This is a genomic window from Terrabacter sp. 05T424 (assembly GCF_056396225.1).
The window spans coordinates 75,042-92,963 of the sequence record NZ_JBFTLB010000009.1 but is presented as its reverse complement, the minus strand read 5'-3'; the positions used below and the strand labels follow the sequence as shown (position 1 = coordinate 92,963).

The 17,922-nt window shown below is 71.8% G+C and carries 18 protein-coding genes; 12 read left to right on the top strand and 6 right to left on the bottom strand.

Annotation, left to right across the window (positions count from 1 at the left end):
• Positions 1-37 precede the first annotated feature (37 nt).
• The 7 genes from AC1DE0_RS17875 (at position 38) to AC1DE0_RS17845 (ending at position 8,075) form a co-directional block, all read left to right on the top strand.
• On the top strand, positions 38-1,780 hold the full coding sequence (locus AC1DE0_RS17875) for a serine hydrolase domain-containing protein (RefSeq protein ID WP_478103303.1): 1,743 nt from the start codon (positions 38-40) through the stop codon (positions 1,778-1,780).
• Between the two features lie 4 nt (positions 1,781-1,784).
• Complete coding sequence (locus AC1DE0_RS17870; protein WP_478103298.1) at positions 1,785-2,684, top strand: MurR/RpiR family transcriptional regulator; 900 nt, start codon at positions 1,785-1,787, stop codon at positions 2,682-2,684.
• Positions 2,685-2,959: 275 nt separating this feature from the next.
• Positions 2,960-3,901 (top strand): N-acetylmuramic acid 6-phosphate etherase, encoded by a 942-nt coding sequence (locus AC1DE0_RS17865; protein ID WP_478103293.1) that lies wholly within the window; start codon positions 2,960-2,962, stop codon positions 3,899-3,901.
• 83 nt (positions 3,902-3,984) lie between these two features.
• Positions 3,985-5,310 carry an ABC transporter substrate-binding protein gene (locus AC1DE0_RS17860; protein ID WP_478103291.1) on the top strand — a complete coding sequence of 442 codons (1,326 nt, stop codon included), beginning with the start codon at positions 3,985-3,987 and terminating at the stop codon, positions 5,308-5,310.
• A 22-nt stretch (positions 5,311-5,332) separates the two neighbouring features.
• Positions 5,333-6,232 (top strand): carbohydrate ABC transporter permease, encoded by a 900-nt coding sequence (locus AC1DE0_RS17855; protein ID WP_478103287.1) that lies wholly within the window; start codon positions 5,333-5,335, stop codon positions 6,230-6,232.
• Positions 6,229-7,137, top strand: a complete 909-nt coding sequence (locus tag AC1DE0_RS17850; protein ID WP_478103283.1) for a carbohydrate ABC transporter permease — start codon at positions 6,229-6,231, stop codon at positions 7,135-7,137. The genes AC1DE0_RS17855 and AC1DE0_RS17850 overlap by 4 nt, the downstream gene beginning before the upstream one ends.
• On the top strand, positions 7,134-8,075 hold the full coding sequence (locus AC1DE0_RS17845; protein WP_478103279.1) for an N-acetylglucosamine kinase: 942 nt from the start codon (positions 7,134-7,136) through the stop codon (positions 8,073-8,075). Before AC1DE0_RS17850 ends, AC1DE0_RS17845 begins: the two co-directional genes overlap by 4 nt.
• Before the next feature lie 70 nt (positions 8,076-8,145).
• Here AC1DE0_RS17845 and AC1DE0_RS17840 read toward each other — a convergent pair whose 3' ends face one another.
• Complete coding sequence (locus AC1DE0_RS17840) at positions 8,146-8,598, bottom strand: hypothetical protein (protein WP_478103555.1); 453 nt, start codon at positions 8,596-8,598, stop codon at positions 8,146-8,148.
• Here AC1DE0_RS17840 and AC1DE0_RS17835 point away from each other — a divergent pair.
• Positions 8,540-9,283 carry a sigma-70 family RNA polymerase sigma factor gene (locus tag AC1DE0_RS17835; RefSeq protein ID WP_478103275.1) on the top strand — a complete coding sequence of 248 codons (744 nt, stop codon included), beginning with the start codon at positions 8,540-8,542 and terminating at the stop codon, positions 9,281-9,283. The genes AC1DE0_RS17840 and AC1DE0_RS17835 overlap by 59 nt on opposite strands.
• Positions 9,280-10,044, top strand: coding sequence for a hypothetical protein (locus AC1DE0_RS17830; RefSeq protein ID WP_478103270.1), 765 nt, complete (start codon positions 9,280-9,282; stop codon positions 10,042-10,044). The genes AC1DE0_RS17835 and AC1DE0_RS17830 overlap by 4 nt, the downstream gene beginning before the upstream one ends.
• Before the next feature lie 218 nt (positions 10,045-10,262).
• On the opposite strand, the gene AC1DE0_RS17825 is transcribed toward AC1DE0_RS17830, so the two are convergent.
• On the bottom strand, positions 10,263-11,531 hold the full coding sequence (locus AC1DE0_RS17825) for an NAD(P)/FAD-dependent oxidoreductase (RefSeq protein WP_478103268.1): 1,269 nt from the start codon (positions 11,529-11,531) through the stop codon (positions 10,263-10,265).
• A gap of 137 nt (positions 11,532-11,668) precedes the next feature.
• Between AC1DE0_RS17825 and AC1DE0_RS17820 the strand changes: the two genes are divergently transcribed.
• Together AC1DE0_RS17820 and AC1DE0_RS17815 are read left to right on the top strand one after the other, a co-directional pair.
• The gene (locus tag AC1DE0_RS17820; RefSeq protein ID WP_478103265.1) at positions 11,669-13,351 is read left to right on the top strand and encodes a PucR family transcriptional regulator; all 1,683 of its coding nucleotides are present in this window, start codon (positions 11,669-11,671) and stop codon (positions 13,349-13,351) included.
• Between the two features lie 48 nt (positions 13,352-13,399).
• Positions 13,400-14,068: a nucleotidyltransferase domain-containing protein gene (locus AC1DE0_RS17815; protein ID WP_478103260.1), complete on the top strand. Its 669-nt coding sequence runs from the start codon at positions 13,400-13,402 to the stop codon at positions 14,066-14,068.
• A gap of 35 nt (positions 14,069-14,103) precedes the next feature.
• Here AC1DE0_RS17815 and AC1DE0_RS17810 read toward each other — a convergent pair whose 3' ends face one another.
• Both AC1DE0_RS17810 and AC1DE0_RS17805 read right to left on the bottom strand, forming a co-directional pair.
• Complete coding sequence (locus AC1DE0_RS17810) at positions 14,104-14,544, bottom strand: VOC family protein (RefSeq protein ID WP_478103256.1); 441 nt, start codon at positions 14,542-14,544, stop codon at positions 14,104-14,106.
• Positions 14,545-14,639: 95 nt separating this feature from the next.
• Positions 14,640-14,831 carry a BldC family transcriptional regulator gene (locus AC1DE0_RS17805; protein ID WP_045191048.1) on the bottom strand — a complete coding sequence of 64 codons (192 nt, stop codon included), beginning with the start codon at positions 14,829-14,831 and terminating at the stop codon, positions 14,640-14,642.
• A gap of 418 nt (positions 14,832-15,249) precedes the next feature.
• Between AC1DE0_RS17805 and AC1DE0_RS17800 the strand changes: the two genes are divergently transcribed.
• Complete coding sequence (locus tag AC1DE0_RS17800; RefSeq protein WP_442277260.1) at positions 15,250-15,444, top strand: DUF3073 domain-containing protein; 195 nt, start codon at positions 15,250-15,252, stop codon at positions 15,442-15,444.
• A gap of 231 nt (positions 15,445-15,675) precedes the next feature.
• Here AC1DE0_RS17800 and purM read toward each other — a convergent pair whose 3' ends face one another.
• Both purM and AC1DE0_RS17790 read right to left on the bottom strand, forming a co-directional pair.
• The gene (gene purM, locus AC1DE0_RS17795) at positions 15,676-16,806 is read right to left on the bottom strand and encodes a phosphoribosylformylglycinamidine cyclo-ligase (protein ID WP_478103248.1); all 1,131 of its coding nucleotides are present in this window, start codon (positions 16,804-16,806) and stop codon (positions 15,676-15,678) included.
• 204 nt (positions 16,807-17,010) lie between these two features.
• Positions 17,011-17,919, bottom strand: coding sequence for a hypothetical protein (locus tag AC1DE0_RS17790; RefSeq protein ID WP_478103244.1), 909 nt, complete (start codon positions 17,917-17,919; stop codon positions 17,011-17,013).
• Between the last annotated feature and the right edge of the window lie 3 nt (positions 17,920-17,922).

The following is a 17,922-nucleotide window of genomic DNA, read 5'->3' as shown; positions in this document are numbered from 1 at the left end:
CCCGGCCGTCCCGACTGCTGCACGATCAAGGAGTGACATGCGCCTGCGCACCCTCGTACCGGCCGCCCTCGGGAGTCTCGCCCTGGCGGGCAGTCTCGTGATCGCGGGACCCGCCGGGTCGGCCACGGCAGACGACTTCAGCAAGCCCGACGGTGGCTTCGCCCCGCCCAACACCGTGCTCTCCGACGCCAGCCCGGGCTCGCTCGGGCTCGACCCGGCCCCCATGGCCGAGTCGGTCGACCAGATCCACGCCCACGAGCAGGTCGACTCCTCCGGGCACCCCTTGTTCGCGGGCGCCGTCGGGATCATGGGCCACGAGGGCCACGTCGTCGAGCGCGACGCGAGCGGCTGGGCCCTGCGCTACGCCGACACGACGACCGAGCTCCCGCGCGACCAGTGGGAGCCGATGCGCACCGACACGATCTTCGACCTGGCCTCGGTGTCGAAGCTCTTCACCTCGATCGCCGTCGTGCAGCTCATCGAAGAAGGTCGCGTGAGGCTCGAGAGCCCGGTGGCGGCATACCTCCCGGAGTTTGCCGCCAACGGCAAGGGCGCGGTGACGGTGCGCCACCTGCTCACCTACACCTCGGGCTTCACGTCCTGGCTGCCGCTGTGGAGCAAGTACCCCGACAAGGCCTCGCGCATCAAGGCCGTCATGGACCAGCCGCTCACCAACCCGGCCGGGTCGACCTACCTCTACAGCGACCTCAACCTCATCACCTTGGGCGTCATGGTCGAGAAGCTGCGGGGCGCCTCGCTCGACACCGTCGTGCACGACCGGATCACCACGCGCATCGGCATGAAGGACACCGGCTACAACCCGACCGACAAGGCCCGCACGGCAGCGACAGAGTTCCAGACCGTCCCGCCGCGCGGGATGGTTCGTGGCGAGGTGCACGACGAGAACGCGTGGTCGCTGGGCGGGGTGGCCGGCCACGCGGGGGTCTTCTCGACCGCCGACGACCTCGCCGTCCTCTCCCAGGCGCTGCTCAACGGCGGCACCTACCGGGGCCATCGCATCCTCAGCCGCAAGAGCGTCGAGCAGCTCATCACGAACTTCAACGGCGACTTCCCCGGCGACAGCCACGGGCTCGGCTTCGAGCTCGACCAGCGCTGGTACATGGATGCCCTGTCCGGGCCGCGCACTGCCGGCCACACGGGCTACACCGGCACGTCGATCGTCATCGACTTCACCTCGCGCTCGTTCGCGATCCTGCTCACCAACCGCGTCCACCCTTCGCGCAACTGGGGCTCGATCAACCTCGCCCGGCGCGAGTGGGCGCACGGTCTCGCCGCGTCGATGGGCATCCGGCCCCGCCATGGCGACTCGGCCTGGTTCACCGGCTCCGACAACGCGGCGACGACGACGCTCACGACGCCCGCGCTCGCCGTCGACCCGCGCGGCGCCCGGCTCGGCTTCGACCTCTTCCTCGACACCGAGGAGACCGATCTGCTGCACCTCGAGCGCTCGACCGACGGCGGGGCCACGTGGACGGCGCTGCCGTTCGAGGTCGCAGACCGCGGGGAGGCCGAGGTCGCAGACGGCGTCGTCTCGGGCTCGGGCACCCGACGCTGGGTGCAGGTCCGCGCCGACCTGCCGGCCGGCTCGCAGCAGCTGCGCTGGCGGCACACCACCGACGGCGGCTACCTCGGGCGCGGCGTCGCGGTCGACGACATCCTCGTCAACGGGCCCGGCGGCATCCTGCTCGACGGCGAGAAGACACCTGACGCGTTCACGGCCGATGGGTGGCGGCTGCAGGGCCGCGACGCCGTAGCGTAGGCCCATGCCCAGGACCGACGACGGGACCTCGTCCCCCGCAGGTGCGACGAGCGCATCGCTGCTCATCCGCCTGCGGGGGATCAAGCCGTCCCTCTCGCCCGCCGAGGACCGCGTGGCCGACATCGTGCTGGCCGACGCCCGGCGCGCGGCCGGGCTCACCATCAGCGAGCTGGCCACAGCAGCGCGCACATCCGAGACGACGGTGCTCCGGTTCTGCCGCAGGCTCGGCCTGCCCGGCTACCCGCAGCTGCGCCTGACCCTTGCCGAGGAGTCCGCCCAGCCGCGAACGATGAGCAACAACGGCACCGACATCAGCGCCAAGGACTCCATCAACGACATCATCGCCAAGGTCGCGTTCACCGATGCGAGCGCCGTCGAGGAGACGGCCCAGCAGCTCGACCGTGAGGCGATGGCAGCCGCGGCGGCCGCCATCGCCAAGGCGGGGCGCGTCGACATCTACGGCATCGGCGCCAGCTCGATCGTCGGCACCGACCTGCAGCAGAAGCTCCACCGCATCGGCATCGTGGCGTTCTCGTGGAACGACCCGCACATCGCCCTGACGAGCGCCACGCTGCTGGGGCCCGGCGACGTCGCCGTCGGCATCTCGCACTCGGGCACCACCACCGAGACGGTCGAGGCGCTCGCAGCGGCACGCTCCACCGGGGCCAAGACCGTCGCGATCACGAACTTCCCACTCTCGCGGCTCGCCTCGGGCGTCGACTTCCTGCTCACCACGGCGGCGCGCGAGACCAGCCTGCGTTCGGGCGCGACCGCGAGCCGCATCGCAGCCCTGACCGTGGTCGACTGCCTCTACATCGCGGTCGCACAGCGCAACCTGCGCCGGGCCCGCAAGGCCGTCGTCGACACGCGCGAGGCCGTCGCCGGCCACCACGTGTCCGACTAGGCCGAAGGCGCTCCCTTCCCCGCCGCATCGAGTGCCCACTTCCCGACCCATCGAGTGCCCACTTCCCCACACTCGACCGGACCCGGCCGTCGGGAAGTGAGCACTCGACCGGATCGGGCCGTCGGGAACTGAGCACTCGACCGGACCGGGCCGTCGGGAACTGAGCACTCGACGCGCGTGACCTCGTGACGCCGTGGGAGTCTGGAGGGTCTTGACGCGAACGTTACTCATTTACGGCATTGACGGCATGCGCGTAGGAAACTAACCTCCAACGAGTGAGCAGCGAGGTGACCGTGGACGCCCCCACCGAGGAGCGCCATCCGGGGACGACGTCCATCGACACCCACACCTCCCTCGACATCCTGCGCACGCTCAACGCCGAGGACGCGACCGTGGCCGCTGCCGTGGGTGAGGTGCTGCCCGAGCTGGCTCGCCTCGTCGACCGGGCCGTGGACTCGCTGCGCTCCGGCGGCGCCGTCCACTACTTCGGTGCCGGCACCTCCGGGCGCCTGGCCGTGCTCGACGCCGCCGAGCTGCTCCCGACGTTCAACGTCCCCGCCGGCCTGTTCGTCGCCCACCACGCGGGCGGACCCCAGGCGCTCCTACGCGCCGTCGAGAACGTCGAGGACGACGCTGACCTCGGCCGCTCCGAGGCTGACTCGCTGCGTCCGGGCGACATCGCGATCGGCCTCACGGCCTCAGGTCGTACGCCATTCGTGGCCGGAGCGCTCGAACGTGCCCGCGAGCGCGGGGCCGTCACCGCCCTCGTCACGGCCAACCCGCACGCCGAGATCGCCGAGCATGCCGACCACCTCCTCGCCGCCCGCACCGGCCCCGAGGCGCTGACCGGGTCGACCAGGCTCAAGGCCGGCACCGCGCAGAAGCTGGTCCTCAACTCGTTCTCGACGGCGGTGATGATCCGGCTCGGCCGCACGTGGAGCAACCTCATGGTCGACGTCGTCGCCACCAACGCGAAGCTGCGCGGCCGGGTGCTCCGCATCCTGCAGGAGGCCACCGGCGCCGATGCCGCCCAGGCCCGCACCGCCCTCGACGGCGCCGACGGCGAGCTGAAGCCGGCGCTGCTGTCGATGCTCGCGGGCGTCGACGCCGCCACCGCCCGCCGCGCCATCGCCGAGCACGAGGGGTCGGTCGCGAGGGCCCTGGTCGCGCTCGGCGGTCCGCCTCAGGGCACCATGCGCACCACACCCGAGCACTGACCTCCTCCACCGCACTCCCGCACCGCCCTCCCCCCACCAGAACGGTGCCCCGGCACCACGCAGAACCTGACAGGAGCACAACAATGACGTTCGCCCCACGCCTCGCCGGCTCGTCGCGGGCCCGCCGCACCATCCTCACGGTCGCCGCCCTCTCTGGAGCCCTCGTCGTGACGGCCTGCTCGCCGTCCTCGTCGGGCGGGTCGGGCTCGACCGGCGCCGGCGCCGACGGCAAGACCACCCTCACGGTGTGGTCGTGGCGCGTGGAGGACGAGGCGGCGTACAACAAGATCTTCGACGCGTACGAGAAGTCCCACCCGAACGTGAACATCGAGTTCAAGGCGTTCAAGGCGACGGAGTACAACAAGATCCTTGCGACCGGGCTCGCCGGTGCCAACGGACCCGACGTGCCGCAGGTCCGCTCCTACGGCCAGCTGCAGGGCACCGTCGCGAGCAAGTCGCTGCTGCCCCTCGACGGCAAGATCGACCTGTCCGGCTGGGACGCGAACGTCGTGGCGAGCACCAAGGGCAAGGAGGACGGCAAGACCTACTCCGTCCCGCTCGCGCGCCAGACGGTCCAGATGTTCTACAACCAGGGCCTTTTCGAGAAGAACGGCATCGCGGCACCCACCACGTGGGACGAGTTCGTCGCCGCCAACGACAAGCTGATGGCCGCGGGGGTCACGCCGATCGCTGTCGGTGCCAAGGACGACTGGACGCTGCCCATCGTGCACGAGGTCCTCGCCGGCGCCCGCTTCGGCGGCAAGGCCTTCCAGGGCGAGGTGCAGTCGGGCAAGAAGTCCTTCACCGACCCCGACTGGGTGGGCTCCGTGAAGGTCGTCGCCGACCTCGCCAAGTACATGCCGAAGAACGTCACGGGTGTCGCCCAGACCGACGCGCAGACCCTGTTCTCGGCCGAGAAGGCGGCGATGATCCCCGGCGGCAGCTTCGACCTGTCCGTCTTCCAGAAGGCCAACCCGGCCATGAAGATCGGCATCTTCCAGGTGCCGCCGGCCCCCGGCTCGCCGAGCGGTTCCCTCGCGACGACGGCAGGATGGTCCGATGGCAACTTCGCCGTGTCCGCCCGGTCGAAGCACCCTGCCGAGGCCACCGCGCTCGTCACGTGGATGACCTCCAAGGAGTTCGGCCAGATGGTCAACGACGACATCAAGCAGCTGTCGGCCGTGCCCGGCGTCGAGCCGACCGATCCGCTGCTCAAGCAGATGAGCGACAACTACGCGAAGTCGGGATCGCCCTACCTGCTGCTCACCGACTTCCGCTACGGCGCCCCCTCGGGCACCGAGCTGCTCGGCAAGGGCATCCAGGAGATGCTGCTCGGGTCCAAGGACGCCGCCACGGTGAGCAAGGAGCTCGACACCGGCGTCAAGACCTGGTTCAAGCCGAGCGCGTGACGCTCGACCCGAAAGGCATGGCATGAGGCGCCGCACCGGCCTGCTCTTCGTCGCCCCGGCGCTCGGGCTCTTCGCGGTGTTCGTGCTCTACCCGATGGTGACGGCGTTCTCGTACGCCTTCTTCCACTGGCAGGGCACGAGCCGCGGGGAGTTCGCCGGGGTCGCGAACTTCACGACACTCTTCACGAGGGCACCGTTCACGACCGACCTGCCGCAGGCGCTGCTGCACAACGTGCTCTTCTTCGTCGGCACGATGCTCATCCAGAACACCATCGGGCTCACGATCGCGTACCTGCTCCACAGCCGCCCGCGCACCCGCCGGGCGCTCCAGACGCTGTACGCGATGCCCTACCTCGTGAGCCCGATCGTCATCGGCTACCTGTGGACGCTGCTGCTCTCGCCGACCTTCGGGCCGCTCAACACGCTGCTGACGAAGATCGGCCTCGAGTCGTGGGCCCTGCCGTGGCTCGGCGACCCCAAGACCGCCTTGTGGGTCGTCATCCTCGTCAGCGTGTGGCAGTGGATCGGCTTCCCGGTGCTCCTCTACGGCGCGGCGCTGGGCGGCGTGCCCGAGGAGCTCACCGAGGCGGCCCGGGTCGACGGCGCGAGCAACCGCCAGGCGTTCTTCCGCATCACCCTGCCGCTGCTGGTCCCGGCCATCGGCACCGTGTCGGTGCTGACGTTCATCTTCGCCATGGAGGCCTTCGCCCTGCCGTACGCGTTCGGCGGGTCGACCGGAAACCCTGCCGGCGCAACGGACTTCGTCTCGCTGCTCTTCTATCGCACCGCCTTCGACTCGGGAGCGACCGACGCCATCGGCAGCTCGTCGGCCCTGGCGACCGTGCTCTTCCTGATCATCTTCGGCGGGGCCTACACAGCCACCGCCGTGCTGCGCCGACACGAGCGGAGGATCACCGCATGACCACCGCCGTCGTCACGACAGAGGCGCCGCAGCAGCAGGCCACCACGTCGCCCGCACAGCGCAGCCGGCGCCGGCCGCCGCGGCCCAACCGTCCCGTCGGCGGAGCGGGTGCCGGTGTGCTGCTCTGGGGGTATGCCGCCCTGGCGCTCGTGCCGCTGCTGCTCATGGTCAGCAACAGCTTCCGCAGCAACGCCGACCTCATCACCGAACCGCTCGGCCTGCCCTCCCCTCCGACGACGGCGAGCTACGTCGAGGCGTGGACGACCGGTAGCTTCGCGACGTACTTCGGCAACTCGCTGGCCGTCACCGTCGGAGCGGTGGCGATCTCGACGTCGGTGGCGACGATGGCCGCCTACGCCCTCGCTCGGGGCCGCTCCAGGATCTTCCGCTGGCTCGAGTCGCTCTTCCTCTCGGGCCTGATGCTGCCGATCCACCTCGCGATCCTGCCGATCTTCTACCTCTTCGACGGGCTCGGGCTGGTCGACTCCCGACTGGGCCTCATGCTCATGTATGCCGCGTCAGGCATCCCGTTCTCGATCTTCGTGCTCACGACGTTCTTCCGGCAGCTGCCCGAGGAGCTGGAGGAGGCAGCGGCCCTCGACGGTGCGACGAGCTGGCAGACGTTCTGGCGCATCATGGTGCCGCTCGTGCGCCCAGCCCTCGCCACCGTGGCCGTCTTCCGCTTCGTTCCGATCTGGAACGACTTCCTCTTCCCGCTCGTGCTCCTGCGTCGCGAGGAGAAGTACACCCTCCCCGTCGGCCTCACCACCTTCTTCGGGGAGAACGCGACGAACTACTCGGCCGTCTTCGCCGGCCTCGTCATCACCACCGTCCCGCTCATCGTGCTGTTCCTCGTCGCGACGAAGCAGATCGTCGCGGGGCTCACCGCAGGCATGGCGAAGTGACGAGCCTGCTCGTCGCCGTCGATGTCGGCGGGTCGGGGCTTCGCCTGCAGACGTATGCCGGCTCGCCCGGTCCCGTGCGCACCGCACCGGGCGTGCGCGTCGGCGCCGGCGGCATCGACGTGGCGGCCCTCGTCGCCGATGCGCGGCGGCTGCTCGACGACCACGAGCCGGCCTCTGCCGCAACGCAGCCCGCGGCGGTTGTGTGGTCGATGCGCGGCCTCCTCTTCCTCGCCGACCGGGCCGAGGTGCTCCGCACGGTCGTCCAGGGCCTCGGCGCCCGGCGCACCGTCGTCGCCAGCGATGCGGTCGCCAACCTCGTCGGCGCCACCGGACGCGTCGGGCCCGGTGCCGTCGTCGCGGCCGGCACCGGGGCCGTCGCCTTCGGCACCGACTTCGACCGGCTGTGGCGGCGCGTCGACGGCTGGGGCCACGTCCTCGGCGACGATGGGTCCGCTGCGGTGCTCGGGATGGGCGGCCTGCGCGCTGCGCTCCGAGCCCACGACGGCCTGCCTGACGGGTCGCCCGCCCTCCTCGAGGCGGCGACGGCACTGCTCGGACCACCCGAGACGTGGCCGCGCCAGGTCATGACGACCCCTGACGCGCCCGAACGACTCGCCGCCATGGCCCCGCTCGTGACGGCTGCCGCGTCCGACGACCCGGTCGCCCAGCAGCTCTGTGAGCGCACGGGGACGGCACTCGCGCAGGCCCTCCTTCGTGCCTCCGACGGCCTCGCCGCGCCAACGCTCACGGCGACCGGCGGCCTGCTGGCCTCGGCGCCGGTCACCGCAGCGCTCGACGACGCCCTGGCTCGGGCCGGCGCCGGCCGCTCTGCTGCACTCGGCGGCGCACTCGACGGCGCACTGCTGCTCGCCCGGCACCTGCTCGAGACGGGCAGCTTGCCCGAGCACCCGGCATACCTGGTCGTCGACGGCCCCTGAGCGCCGCGCCCGGGCCCGCGCGCCGATGGTGCGCTCACGCCTCCGCCGGCACTCAGCCGCCGGAACCGGATCAGTCCTGGCCCTCGCCCTGCTCGGCGGGTTCGCCGGCCTCGGTGGCTACCGGCGCGTCAGCCTTCGACTCGTCCTTGACCTCGGCGCCCTCGCCCGCCTCACCGGGCTCGGTGGCTTCCGGCGCGTCAGCCTTCGACTGGTCGTTGACCTCGGCGCCCTCGCTGGCCTCACCGGTGTCCGGCGGATCGGCCTTCGACTGGTCCTCGACCTCGCCGGGCTCGTCGGGCCCGTCGGTGGTGGTCGGCGCGCCCGAAGACACCGTCTTCGAGGGGGATGGCTCGCCGGCCTCGGGCGTCGCGACCCCGGGGGCTCCGGTCCTTGGCGACGCGCTGGAGGTGCCCACCACCGACGGCGGGAGGGACGGCTGACCGGGCGACGCGACGGCGACGCCGATGCCGGCGGCTGCCACCGCAACCGCTGCGCCGACGGTGAACGCGACGCTACGATTCACGGGCTTGAGACTCATCTGGAGGTCCCCTTCCGATGGATGCCGGCCTGCCGCACCTACGACCGTGGATTGCCTCAGCCACACGGTCCGTTACACGCGCGACCCACCGCGTAACGCGAGAACCTCCCACGGTGATTCACCCGTGATGGACGAATCGCAGCTGCGCGACGTCGTTCGCCGGAGCCGAGCCGGTGACGCCGCAGCGATCGAGTCGCTCATGAGGGAGTTTCGCCCCCGGATCCGCAGGTACTGCGTGACCCGGCTCGGCCAGGAGGTGGCAGAGGACGTGACCCAGGAGACCTGCGTGGCGCTGGCGGCCGCGATGCCCCGCTACGAGGACCGCGGCGTGCCCTTCACGAGCTTCGTCTTCGGCATCACCGCCAACAAGGTGGCGATGGCGAGGCGGTCGCTCGCGCGGTCCCGCGAGGTCCACGGCGTCCCCGAGCGGGAGTCCCTCGAACCGACGCCCGAGGAGCGCGCCGTGAGCGGCGACGGCCTGCGACGGCTGCTCGCGCCCCTGGCCACCCTCCCGGAGCGCCAGCGCGAGATCCTCCTGCTGCGCGTGGTCGACCAGCTGTCGGCCGACGAGGTCGCAGCGGTGCTCGGCATGACCCCGGGCGCCGTGCGCGTCGCCCAACACCGGGCCCTGCGCGCCCTGCGGCGCACCATGGGGGTGAGCGGCGCATGACCCGCTTCGGCCCGACCGCGCGCGGTGTCCGCGTCGACGACGCCCTCCTCGACTCGCTCGCCCGACGCGAGGAGCCCGCCATCGGCTCGGACGCCGCCGTACGCCTGCTCGCCGACCTCGCCGTCGCCGCCGACGCCTGCTCGCCCGGACTGGGGCAGCAGCGGGGTGCCGGCTCCCGCTTCGAGGTCGGCGTCGCCCCCGAGCGCGGCAGTCGGTCGTCGCTCGCCTGGGTGGCCGCAGCCGCGGCCGCCGCCGTCGTCGCCGTGGCCCTCAGCACGGTCGCACCGCAGTCGACCCCGCGCCCGGGCACCACCGTGCAGGTCTCGCCGGTCTCGCTGACGCGCGCGCGCACCCTGATCGCCGAGGCCGGGGGCATCCTCGGCCCGGCAGGGTCGCTCGTCACCCCAGCCGTCCGGGGCCGGGCCCGAGAGCTGCTCACCCAGGCTCGGACCGAGCTGGACCGGGCCCGGCAGAACCAGGAGGGTCAGCCGGCGGAGCGCGACGAGGTCGAGCAGTCCCTCGTGGCCGCCGAGACCGTCCTCACCGAGTCGGGCCGGGGACTCGGCGGCCGGGACGACGAGACCAGCACCCCGAGCCCCACCCCCACCAGCACCGACGACGACGCGACGAAGTCCGAGACGGACGACGAGACGTCGGTCGGCGAGACCCCGGGCAGTGAGAGCTCCAAGGACGGCACGCCGTCTCCGGCGAGCGCCGACGAGGCCCCGCGAGCCGAGGAGCCGTCGGGCGACGACGGCTGAGGTCGCAGCTCTCACCCCTCCTCAACGTCCCGCGGAGGTCCCATCCGAACGCGGGACGGCGCCGAACACCTGGGGACGGCTGTCGCCGCACTGAGGGGTCGGCGACAGCCGTCATGAGGGTCGGGCCGACTTCGAGCGGCCGGGCTGCACTGGGGACAGCACGAAAGGGCCCGTCCAACCCCTGTTGGACGGGCCCTTTCCGGGCGTTGCGGTGCCGGTCAGCGCAGCGGGTCGAACGGGCTGAGCTGGGCCGGCGCGGTGCCGGTGACGATCTGCTCGGCGAGCAGACGGCCGGTGACGGGGCCGAGGGTGATGCCCCACATGCCGTGGCCGCCGGCGACGAACACCTTGGGGTTCGTCGAGGCACCGATGAGCGGCAGACCGTCGATCGTGCAGGGGCGCGAGCCGACCCACTCGTCCTGGCGGTGGTCGAGGTCAGCACCCTTGAGCAGCGGGCGTGCCGACTCGACGATGGCCTTGATGCGACGGCGGTCGAGAGCGGCCTCGGGCTGACGGAACTCCATCATGCCGGCGACGCGGAGGCGGTCACCGACGGGCGTGCACGCGACGCGGGCGGCCGGGAAGTAGACCGGGCCGTTGGGCAGGTCCTCGACCTCGACCGAGAAGGAGTAGCCGCGGCCGGCCTGGACGACGCGCTTCACGCCGAAGTCGCGCGCCAGCTTGCCGAGCCAGGCGCCGGTCGCGACCACGACGGCGTCGTAGTGCTCGGCCTGGCCGAAGTCGTTGGTCACGAGCACGCCGGTCGGGGTGTCGGTGATGCGGGAGACGGCGCTGCCGGTGACGATCTTGCCGCCGCGGGCGGTGACCGAGTCGGCGAGCGCGGCGACGTAGGCGCCCGGGTTGATGAAGCGCTGGCCGTGCAGCACGATCGCGGCGCCGATCTCGTCGGACAGGGCCGGCTCGATGGCGCGGGCGTCGTCACCGGAGAGGACGTCGAAGGTGATGTCGCCGCCCGATGCGCGGATGTGCTCGATCTCCTCGAGCAGCGTCGTCCGCTCCTCGGCGGTGCGGTAGGCGGCCGTGAACGACTTGGCCTCGTAGGTGTCGGCGTCGACGCCGCCGGCCTTGAGCAGGTCGAAGCTCTGCAGCGACAGGTCGTTGACGGGCACGAGCGACTCCATCGCCTTCTTCCACGCCTTCATCGTGCTGTGGCGGGTGAAGCCGGTGACGAAACGGAGGAAGTCGGGGCGGGTGCTCGGCGGCACGTAGACGGGCGAGCTCGGGCTGAGCACGGCGCGCAGGCCGTACTTCAGCACGGCCGGCTCGGGCAGCGGCGTGGCGATGCCCGGCGTGAGCCAGCCCGCGTTGCCCCACGACGCTCCGGCGGCGACGCCGTCGCGGTCGATGACGGTCACCTCGACGCCACGCTCCTGGAGGAACCAGGCGGTCGCGAGACCGACCATGCCCGCTCCGATGACGGCAATGCGCTCGGGGACCGGGGTACCAGCGGTGTTCACGGCAGGCATGCGGATCGACTCCTGTGGGTGGGTGGGTGCCTTCCGTCCATGGTGGCGGCCAGGGAGCAGGACCCTTTGGTGCTACAGCGACAGAGTTGTCGGCCCTGATTGTGCGTGCAGCACAGCCGCGTGGGTCATGATGAGGTATGCCGTCAGCCACCCGACGCTCCCGCGCCAGCGCCACGCGTACGTCCTCCACGACACCCGTCGGCCTCCCGGTCGCCCGGCTCGTGGGGGCCCTCGGCGGCGGCCTGCTGACCGTCGTCGTCGACGCCGGGGGGCCACCCGTCGACGACGTGACCCTGGCCGAGCCGGCCTCCGGGGTCTTCGGACAGGCGGGCGACCTGCTGCTCGGGGTGGGCGTCGAGCGGCCCGCCGAGGCCTCGGCGCTGCTCGAGGGCGCCGCTGCCGTCGACACCGGCGCGGTGGTGCTGCGCCGGGCGGCCGCCCGACACCAGCAGGTCAGGGCCGCGGCTGCCCGCCTCGGCGTCAGCCTCGTCGAGCTGGCCGACCACGCCTCGTGGGCCCACGTCGTCTGGCTCCTTCGGGGCGTGCTCGACCGCGCCGCGAGTGGGCCGGCCGTCCGCGCCGAGGGCCCCGTGCTCGACGAGCTCTTCGCCCTCGCCGACGCCTGCGCCGCCCTCGTCGACGCCCCGATCACCATCGAGGACACCCAGTCCCGGGTGCTCGCCTACTCCTCCACCCAGGACGTCGCCGACCCCGCGCGCGTGTCGACCATCGTCGGGCGGCGGGTGCCCGACGAGGTCATCGCCAACCTCCGCGGGCGCGGCGTCTTCCGGCGGCTGGCCCGGTCCGACGAGCCGTTCTTCGTGCCGGCCGGCCGGGGGCTGCGGGCCCGCGTCGTCGTGCCGGTGCGGGCCGGCACCGAGTGGCTCGGCTCGATCTGGGCCGTCGTCGACGAGGAGCCGGAGGAGCGGGTCATGGGCTCGCTGGCGCAGACGGCCTCGGTCGTCGCCCTCCACCTGCTCCGCATGAGGTCGCAGGCCGACCTGGCTCGCCGGGTCTCCGCCGACCGGCTCCGCGCCCTGCTGAGCGGCGACACCCTCGACGCGGAGGGCTGGCTCCCCGCCGCCCCGTGGCGCGTCGTGGTGCTCTCCGGGGCCTACCGTGACGACGGTGACACAGGTGCTGTGCGTCGATCGGCGTCGTCACGCGAGTCCGGCGGAGGCCGCGCCCGCGATGCCGCAGCGCCCCGTGACGCCGAGCGCGAGCTCGACGTGTGGGAGTCGGTCGCGCGCCGCCGCTCGTGGCGGCAGCCGCTGCTCGCCATCTTCGACGGAGTCGCCCTCGCCCTGGTGCGCGACGCCATGGGCGATGCCTCACCCGGCACGTGGGAGTGGCTGCACGGTGTCGTCGAAGAGGTCGCGGGCGTGACGTCGAGCGCCACCGCCAGCGCGGGCGGGCGCGTCTCTCGCGCAGTCGATCTCGACCGCTCGCGGCGCGAGGCGACCGAGGTGCAGCGCCTGCGCGACATCGGGCGCGTCACCGGCACGACGACCACCGTCGAGGAGGCCTGGGCAGCCGTCACCAACGCCCGCGCCCTCGGCGGCATCTGGACCGAGGAGCTGCTCGGTCCGGTGGGCACGATCCGCGACCACGACGAGTCGCACCAGACGGCATACCTCGAGACCGTGGCCGCCTGGCTCGACCACCCGGGCGACCCCCGCGAAGCGGCGGCTCGGCTGCACGTGCACCCCAACACCCTGCGCTACCGCATGCAACGCCTCTCCGACGTCGTCGACCTCGACCTGCACGACCCGGAGACCCGGCTGGCCCTGAGACTCCAGCTCCGTGCCCTCGGGCACTGAGGCAAAACGGCCAGTGGGCAGCTGTGGGACCTCGATAGCGTGGCTGACATGGGCGACGCGGCCGCGGAACAGCACGACCGGACAGGCGATCAGACCTGGATCACGCACTCGGAGTTCGAGCGGATCTATGGCCCGATCCAGCCCTGGACGCCGGCGGAGGCCGCAGAGGTCCTCGCCGGTCTCGACGTGCCGTGGTGGGTGGCCGGGGGCTGGGCCATCGAGGCGTTCACCGGTGTGACCCGGCCGCACGAGGACATCGACCTGTCCGTCTTCCGCCGCGACCTGCCGGTCCTGCGCACCTTCCTCGAGCCGCGCTTCCACCTCTGGGCCGCCGGCGGCGAGGGCCTGCTCCACCTCGCACCCGGGCGCGCCATGCCCGACAGCGCCGAGCAGGTGTGGGTGCGCGAGCACGCCCTCGCCCCGTGGTCGTGCGAGTTCCTGCTCAACCGTGACGTCGACGGCCGCTGGCAGTCCAAGCGCGACCCGTCCTTCAGCGCACCGCTGGAGACGGTGACCTGGGAGCGCGACGGCGTGCGCTACCTCGCACCAGAGCTCGTGCTGAGCCACAAGGTCAAGACCGGGCGACCCAAGGACGACGACGACCTGGCCGCCGCCCTTCCGCTGCTCACGGCGGGCCAGCGCGGCTTCGTGGCCGACTTCGTGCGCGTCCATGCGCCTGAGCACCCCTGGCGGGCCCGGCTCGAGGCCGCGACCTGAAGCTGGAGCGGCGGGTCGTCGGCAACAGACCTCGGTCAGGCCTCGCCGAGGTGCACGGTGCCGTCGGCGTCGACGCGGAAGTTCGGGTTGTGCACGAAGTCCCATCGGAAGCCGTCGGGGTCGGCCACGCAGGCACTCGAGCCGCCCCACTCGCGTACGGCAGGGGCTGTGACCGACGTCGCCCCGGAAGCGAGCGCGGCGGCATACAGCTGCTCGACCTGCTCGGCGCGCTCGACGTTGTGACCCAGCGACATCGGCGGAGCGGCCGCTCCGTGCGCGACGTCGCCGTACTCGCTCGGCATCTGGGTCACGTCCCAGAGGGCCAGCAGGAGTCCCGGGCCGGCCTGGACGAAGCTGATGTCACCGGGCAGGTGCAGCACCTGGCGGAAGCCGAGGCCGTCGACGTAGAAGGCGCGTGACACCTCGACGTCGCGGACGCCGAGCGTGACGGCGGACAGGTCTGGTCGGATCGTCATGCCCGTCACGATATGAGGTGGAAATGATCAGGGGAGGGACACCGTGGTGTCCCTCCCCTGCCTGTGGCGCTGGATGCCCCCAACCAGCGTCTGAGTCAGTGGCCGCCACCCAGAAGGTCGCGCACCTCCGACTCGCGGTATCTCCGGTGCCCGCCAAGGGTCCGGATCGAAGTCAGCTTTCCCGCCTTGGCCCAGCGAGTGACCGTCTTGGGGTCCACTCGGAAGAGGGCCGCCACCTCGGCAGGCGTCAGCAGCTTCTCGGTCTCGTGTCGATCCTGAGTCGTCATTGTCATATCCCCACCACCCTGTCGCTAGGTGCAGCGACACGCATCGCCCCAAGCGGGGCTCGGTAAAGCAAGAGTAAAGTCTGGACCCGGTCAATGGCGGTTAATCACAGAAAAGAGTCAAATCGTCCCCCTTTCGCACCCCGGGGTGTAATGGGGTCCGACCGACATCTCGGGATCTCGTGGCGGTCCCGATGGGGGCTCGCAGCACGTCGGCAGGGCACTTGGCGGGCGCGCCCCCCGGCGGCCCACGACGCGACGCCGTCGAGGGGGTGCGGCGGGCGCAGGATTTGCCTCACTCATGTAGCGTTAGCCCCACGAGAACACACACATTCCCGGGACCGCTACGCAGACATCGAAGAGCCATCTGGCTCTTCGAGGGGCGATGCCGTCCCGGCACGACGCACGAGGGGGTCACGCCATGGGGCGCGGCCGAGCCAAAGCCAAGCAGACCAAGGTCGCACGGCAGCTCAAGTACTACACACCTGACACGGACTTGAGCGCGCTGGAGCGTGAGCTGCACGGGCCGTCGCAACGCGACGTCTCCAACCAGCCACAGTCCGTCGACGACGACGAGTACGACGAATACGGGAAGTGGGTCTCAGGCGAGCGCTGAGCTCGTCCCCCCTCTTCCGTCTGCACCTCGTGCGTCGGGTGTTCCCACCCGGCGCGCGATCGGTGCTGCCCTGGCACGGTAGAGCCCGCACACCGTCGTGGTGGGCGGGCCCAGCCATGCCCGGCACCGATCGAGCCGGTGCCCGCGAGCGTCGTTGGCGCCCAAGGCAGTTCGGCCCCGAGTTCGGGGCGGAGTTCGGCTCCTAGTTCGGCTCCGAGCCGGGCCCGAGGGTCAGGCGGTGGGGTGCTCTCCCACGACCTGCACGGCGCCACCGTCGACGCCCTTGGCTCCGCGCACGACCTCGGCGTCGGCTGCGACGAGTCCGTCCGCCTGCGCCCGCTCCTCGGTGGCAACCTCTCCGAGGCGCCACGCGCGTATGCCGCGTGCCTCGGTCAGCTCGATCGCGCGGTCGGCGTGTGCCTCGGGCAGGACCGCCACGAAGCCGATGCCCTGGTTCAGGGTGCGTTCGATGTCGGCGTGCGGCACGCGGCCGAGGTCCTGGACGGTGCGGAAGACGGCCGGTGGCGTCCACGTGGAGCGGTCGACGCGGGCGAAGGTGCCCGTCGGCAGCACACGGGCCAGGTTGGCCGCGAGCCCTCCGCCGGTCACGTGGCTGAGGGCGTGCACGTCGAGGCCGTCGTCGGCGATGAGCTCGAGCAGCGGCTTGGTGTAGATGCGGGTCGGCTCGAGCAGCTCCTCGCCGAGGGTGCGGCCGAAGTCGTCGACGTGTCGGTCGAGGCTCCAGCCGGCGCTCTCGATGACCCGGCGAACCAGGCTGTAGCCGTTGCTGTGCAGGCCACTGCTCGCGAGGGCCACCACGACGTCACCGTCGGCGACGCGCTGCGGACCCAGCACGGCGGCATACTCCACGACGCCGGTGGCGGCGCCGGCGACGTCGTACTCGTCGGGCTCGAGCAGGCCCGGGTGCTCTGCGGTCTCGCCGCCGACGAGCGCGACCCCCGCCTCCTCGCACGCGCGGGCGATGCCGCCGACGATGGCAGCGATGCGCTCGGGCACGACCTTGCCGGTCGCGATGTAGTCGGTCATGAAGAGCGGCTCGGCGCCGCAGACGACGATGTCGTCGACGACCATGCCGACGAGGTCGAAGCCGATCGTGTCGTGCACGCCGAGGGCTTGGGCGATGGCGACCTTGGTGCCGACGCCGTCGGTGCTCGTCGCGAGGATCGGCCGGGTCATGCKGGCGATGGCGCTCGCGTCGAACATGCCGGCGAAGCCGCCTAGGCCACCGACGACCTCGGGCCGGGTCGCGCGGCGCACCGACGCCTTCATCAGCTCGACGGCCTTGTCACCTGCCTCGACGTCGACTCCGGCCGAGGCATACGTGATGGGGGCGTCGCTCACGCGCCCCAGCCTACCGGCGACGCGCACCCCCTCTCCCCCGCGTCCACCCTTGCCCCTCCCCGCCGCCACCTCCTCGCCATTCGAGGTGATTTCTCGTGGTGGAGCGCGAGCATCCACCTCGATCCTGCAGCCCTCCGGTCGGTTCGAGGTGATCCGTCGCGGCCGAGCGCGAGCATCCACCTCGAGCTGGGCAGGCTTCGCCGCTCAGGTGGTGGCGAGTCCCAAGGCGATCTGGTCCATGAAGGCCGGCTCGTGCAGGCGCAGACCGATCCGGTCGATACGCAGCACCCGGTCACCTGACAGCACGACGGCGTTGCGCGTGAGGTTGTCGACGCTGACGGCGAGACCCTCGCGGTGCTGCGCACCGTCGATCTCGACGACGAGTCCGTGCCGGTCCCATCGCACGTCCAGGTAGACCCGACCCCGCGGCCCCTCGCGCAGCACCTGCCTCGACGGCTCGGGGAGACCCCGCGCCCGGCACAACCTCGCGAAGTCGAGCTCGGCGAGGGACTGCACACCGAGGGCCACGTCGCCGATGACGCCCTTGATGAAGGCGCGTCGCCGCCGACCCAGGCAGATGCGTGATGCCTCGAGCAGGGCGGACGGGGTGGTGAGCCTCTGCTGAACGGGCATCAGCAGGAGCAGCGCCGCCTGCCTGTCGCTGACCGCCCAGCCGGCCGCGCGAACGGCCGCCACATCGGGTTTGGTGCGCGGGACGCCGACGGTGAGGAGCTCGCCATCGACGCGGCGGATGACCTTGTGGATCCTGACGCCAGGCAGTGCCCTGGTGTCGTGCGAGTGGCGAACCGAGACATGGATGCAGTCCTCCTCGAAGCCCGTGAGGCCGGCAGCATGGAGCGCGGTGACGCCGTCGAGTGCGGCGATCCGCTCCCCCAGCTCCCAGACGGCTGTCCAGGCCCGGGCCTGGATCGACAGCGGACCGAGGTGGACCGCCACGGTCTGACGCCCGAGCCGCACCCACCGCTCGGCCGCCACCTCGTTGCGGATGTGGTCGTGGGTGATGCCGAGGGCCGCGAGCTGCCGCCTCGAGAGGACGCCGCCCTGTGGCTCGGCCGCGGCCCGCACCAGGGATCGTCGCGCGGCACTGGTCATGGT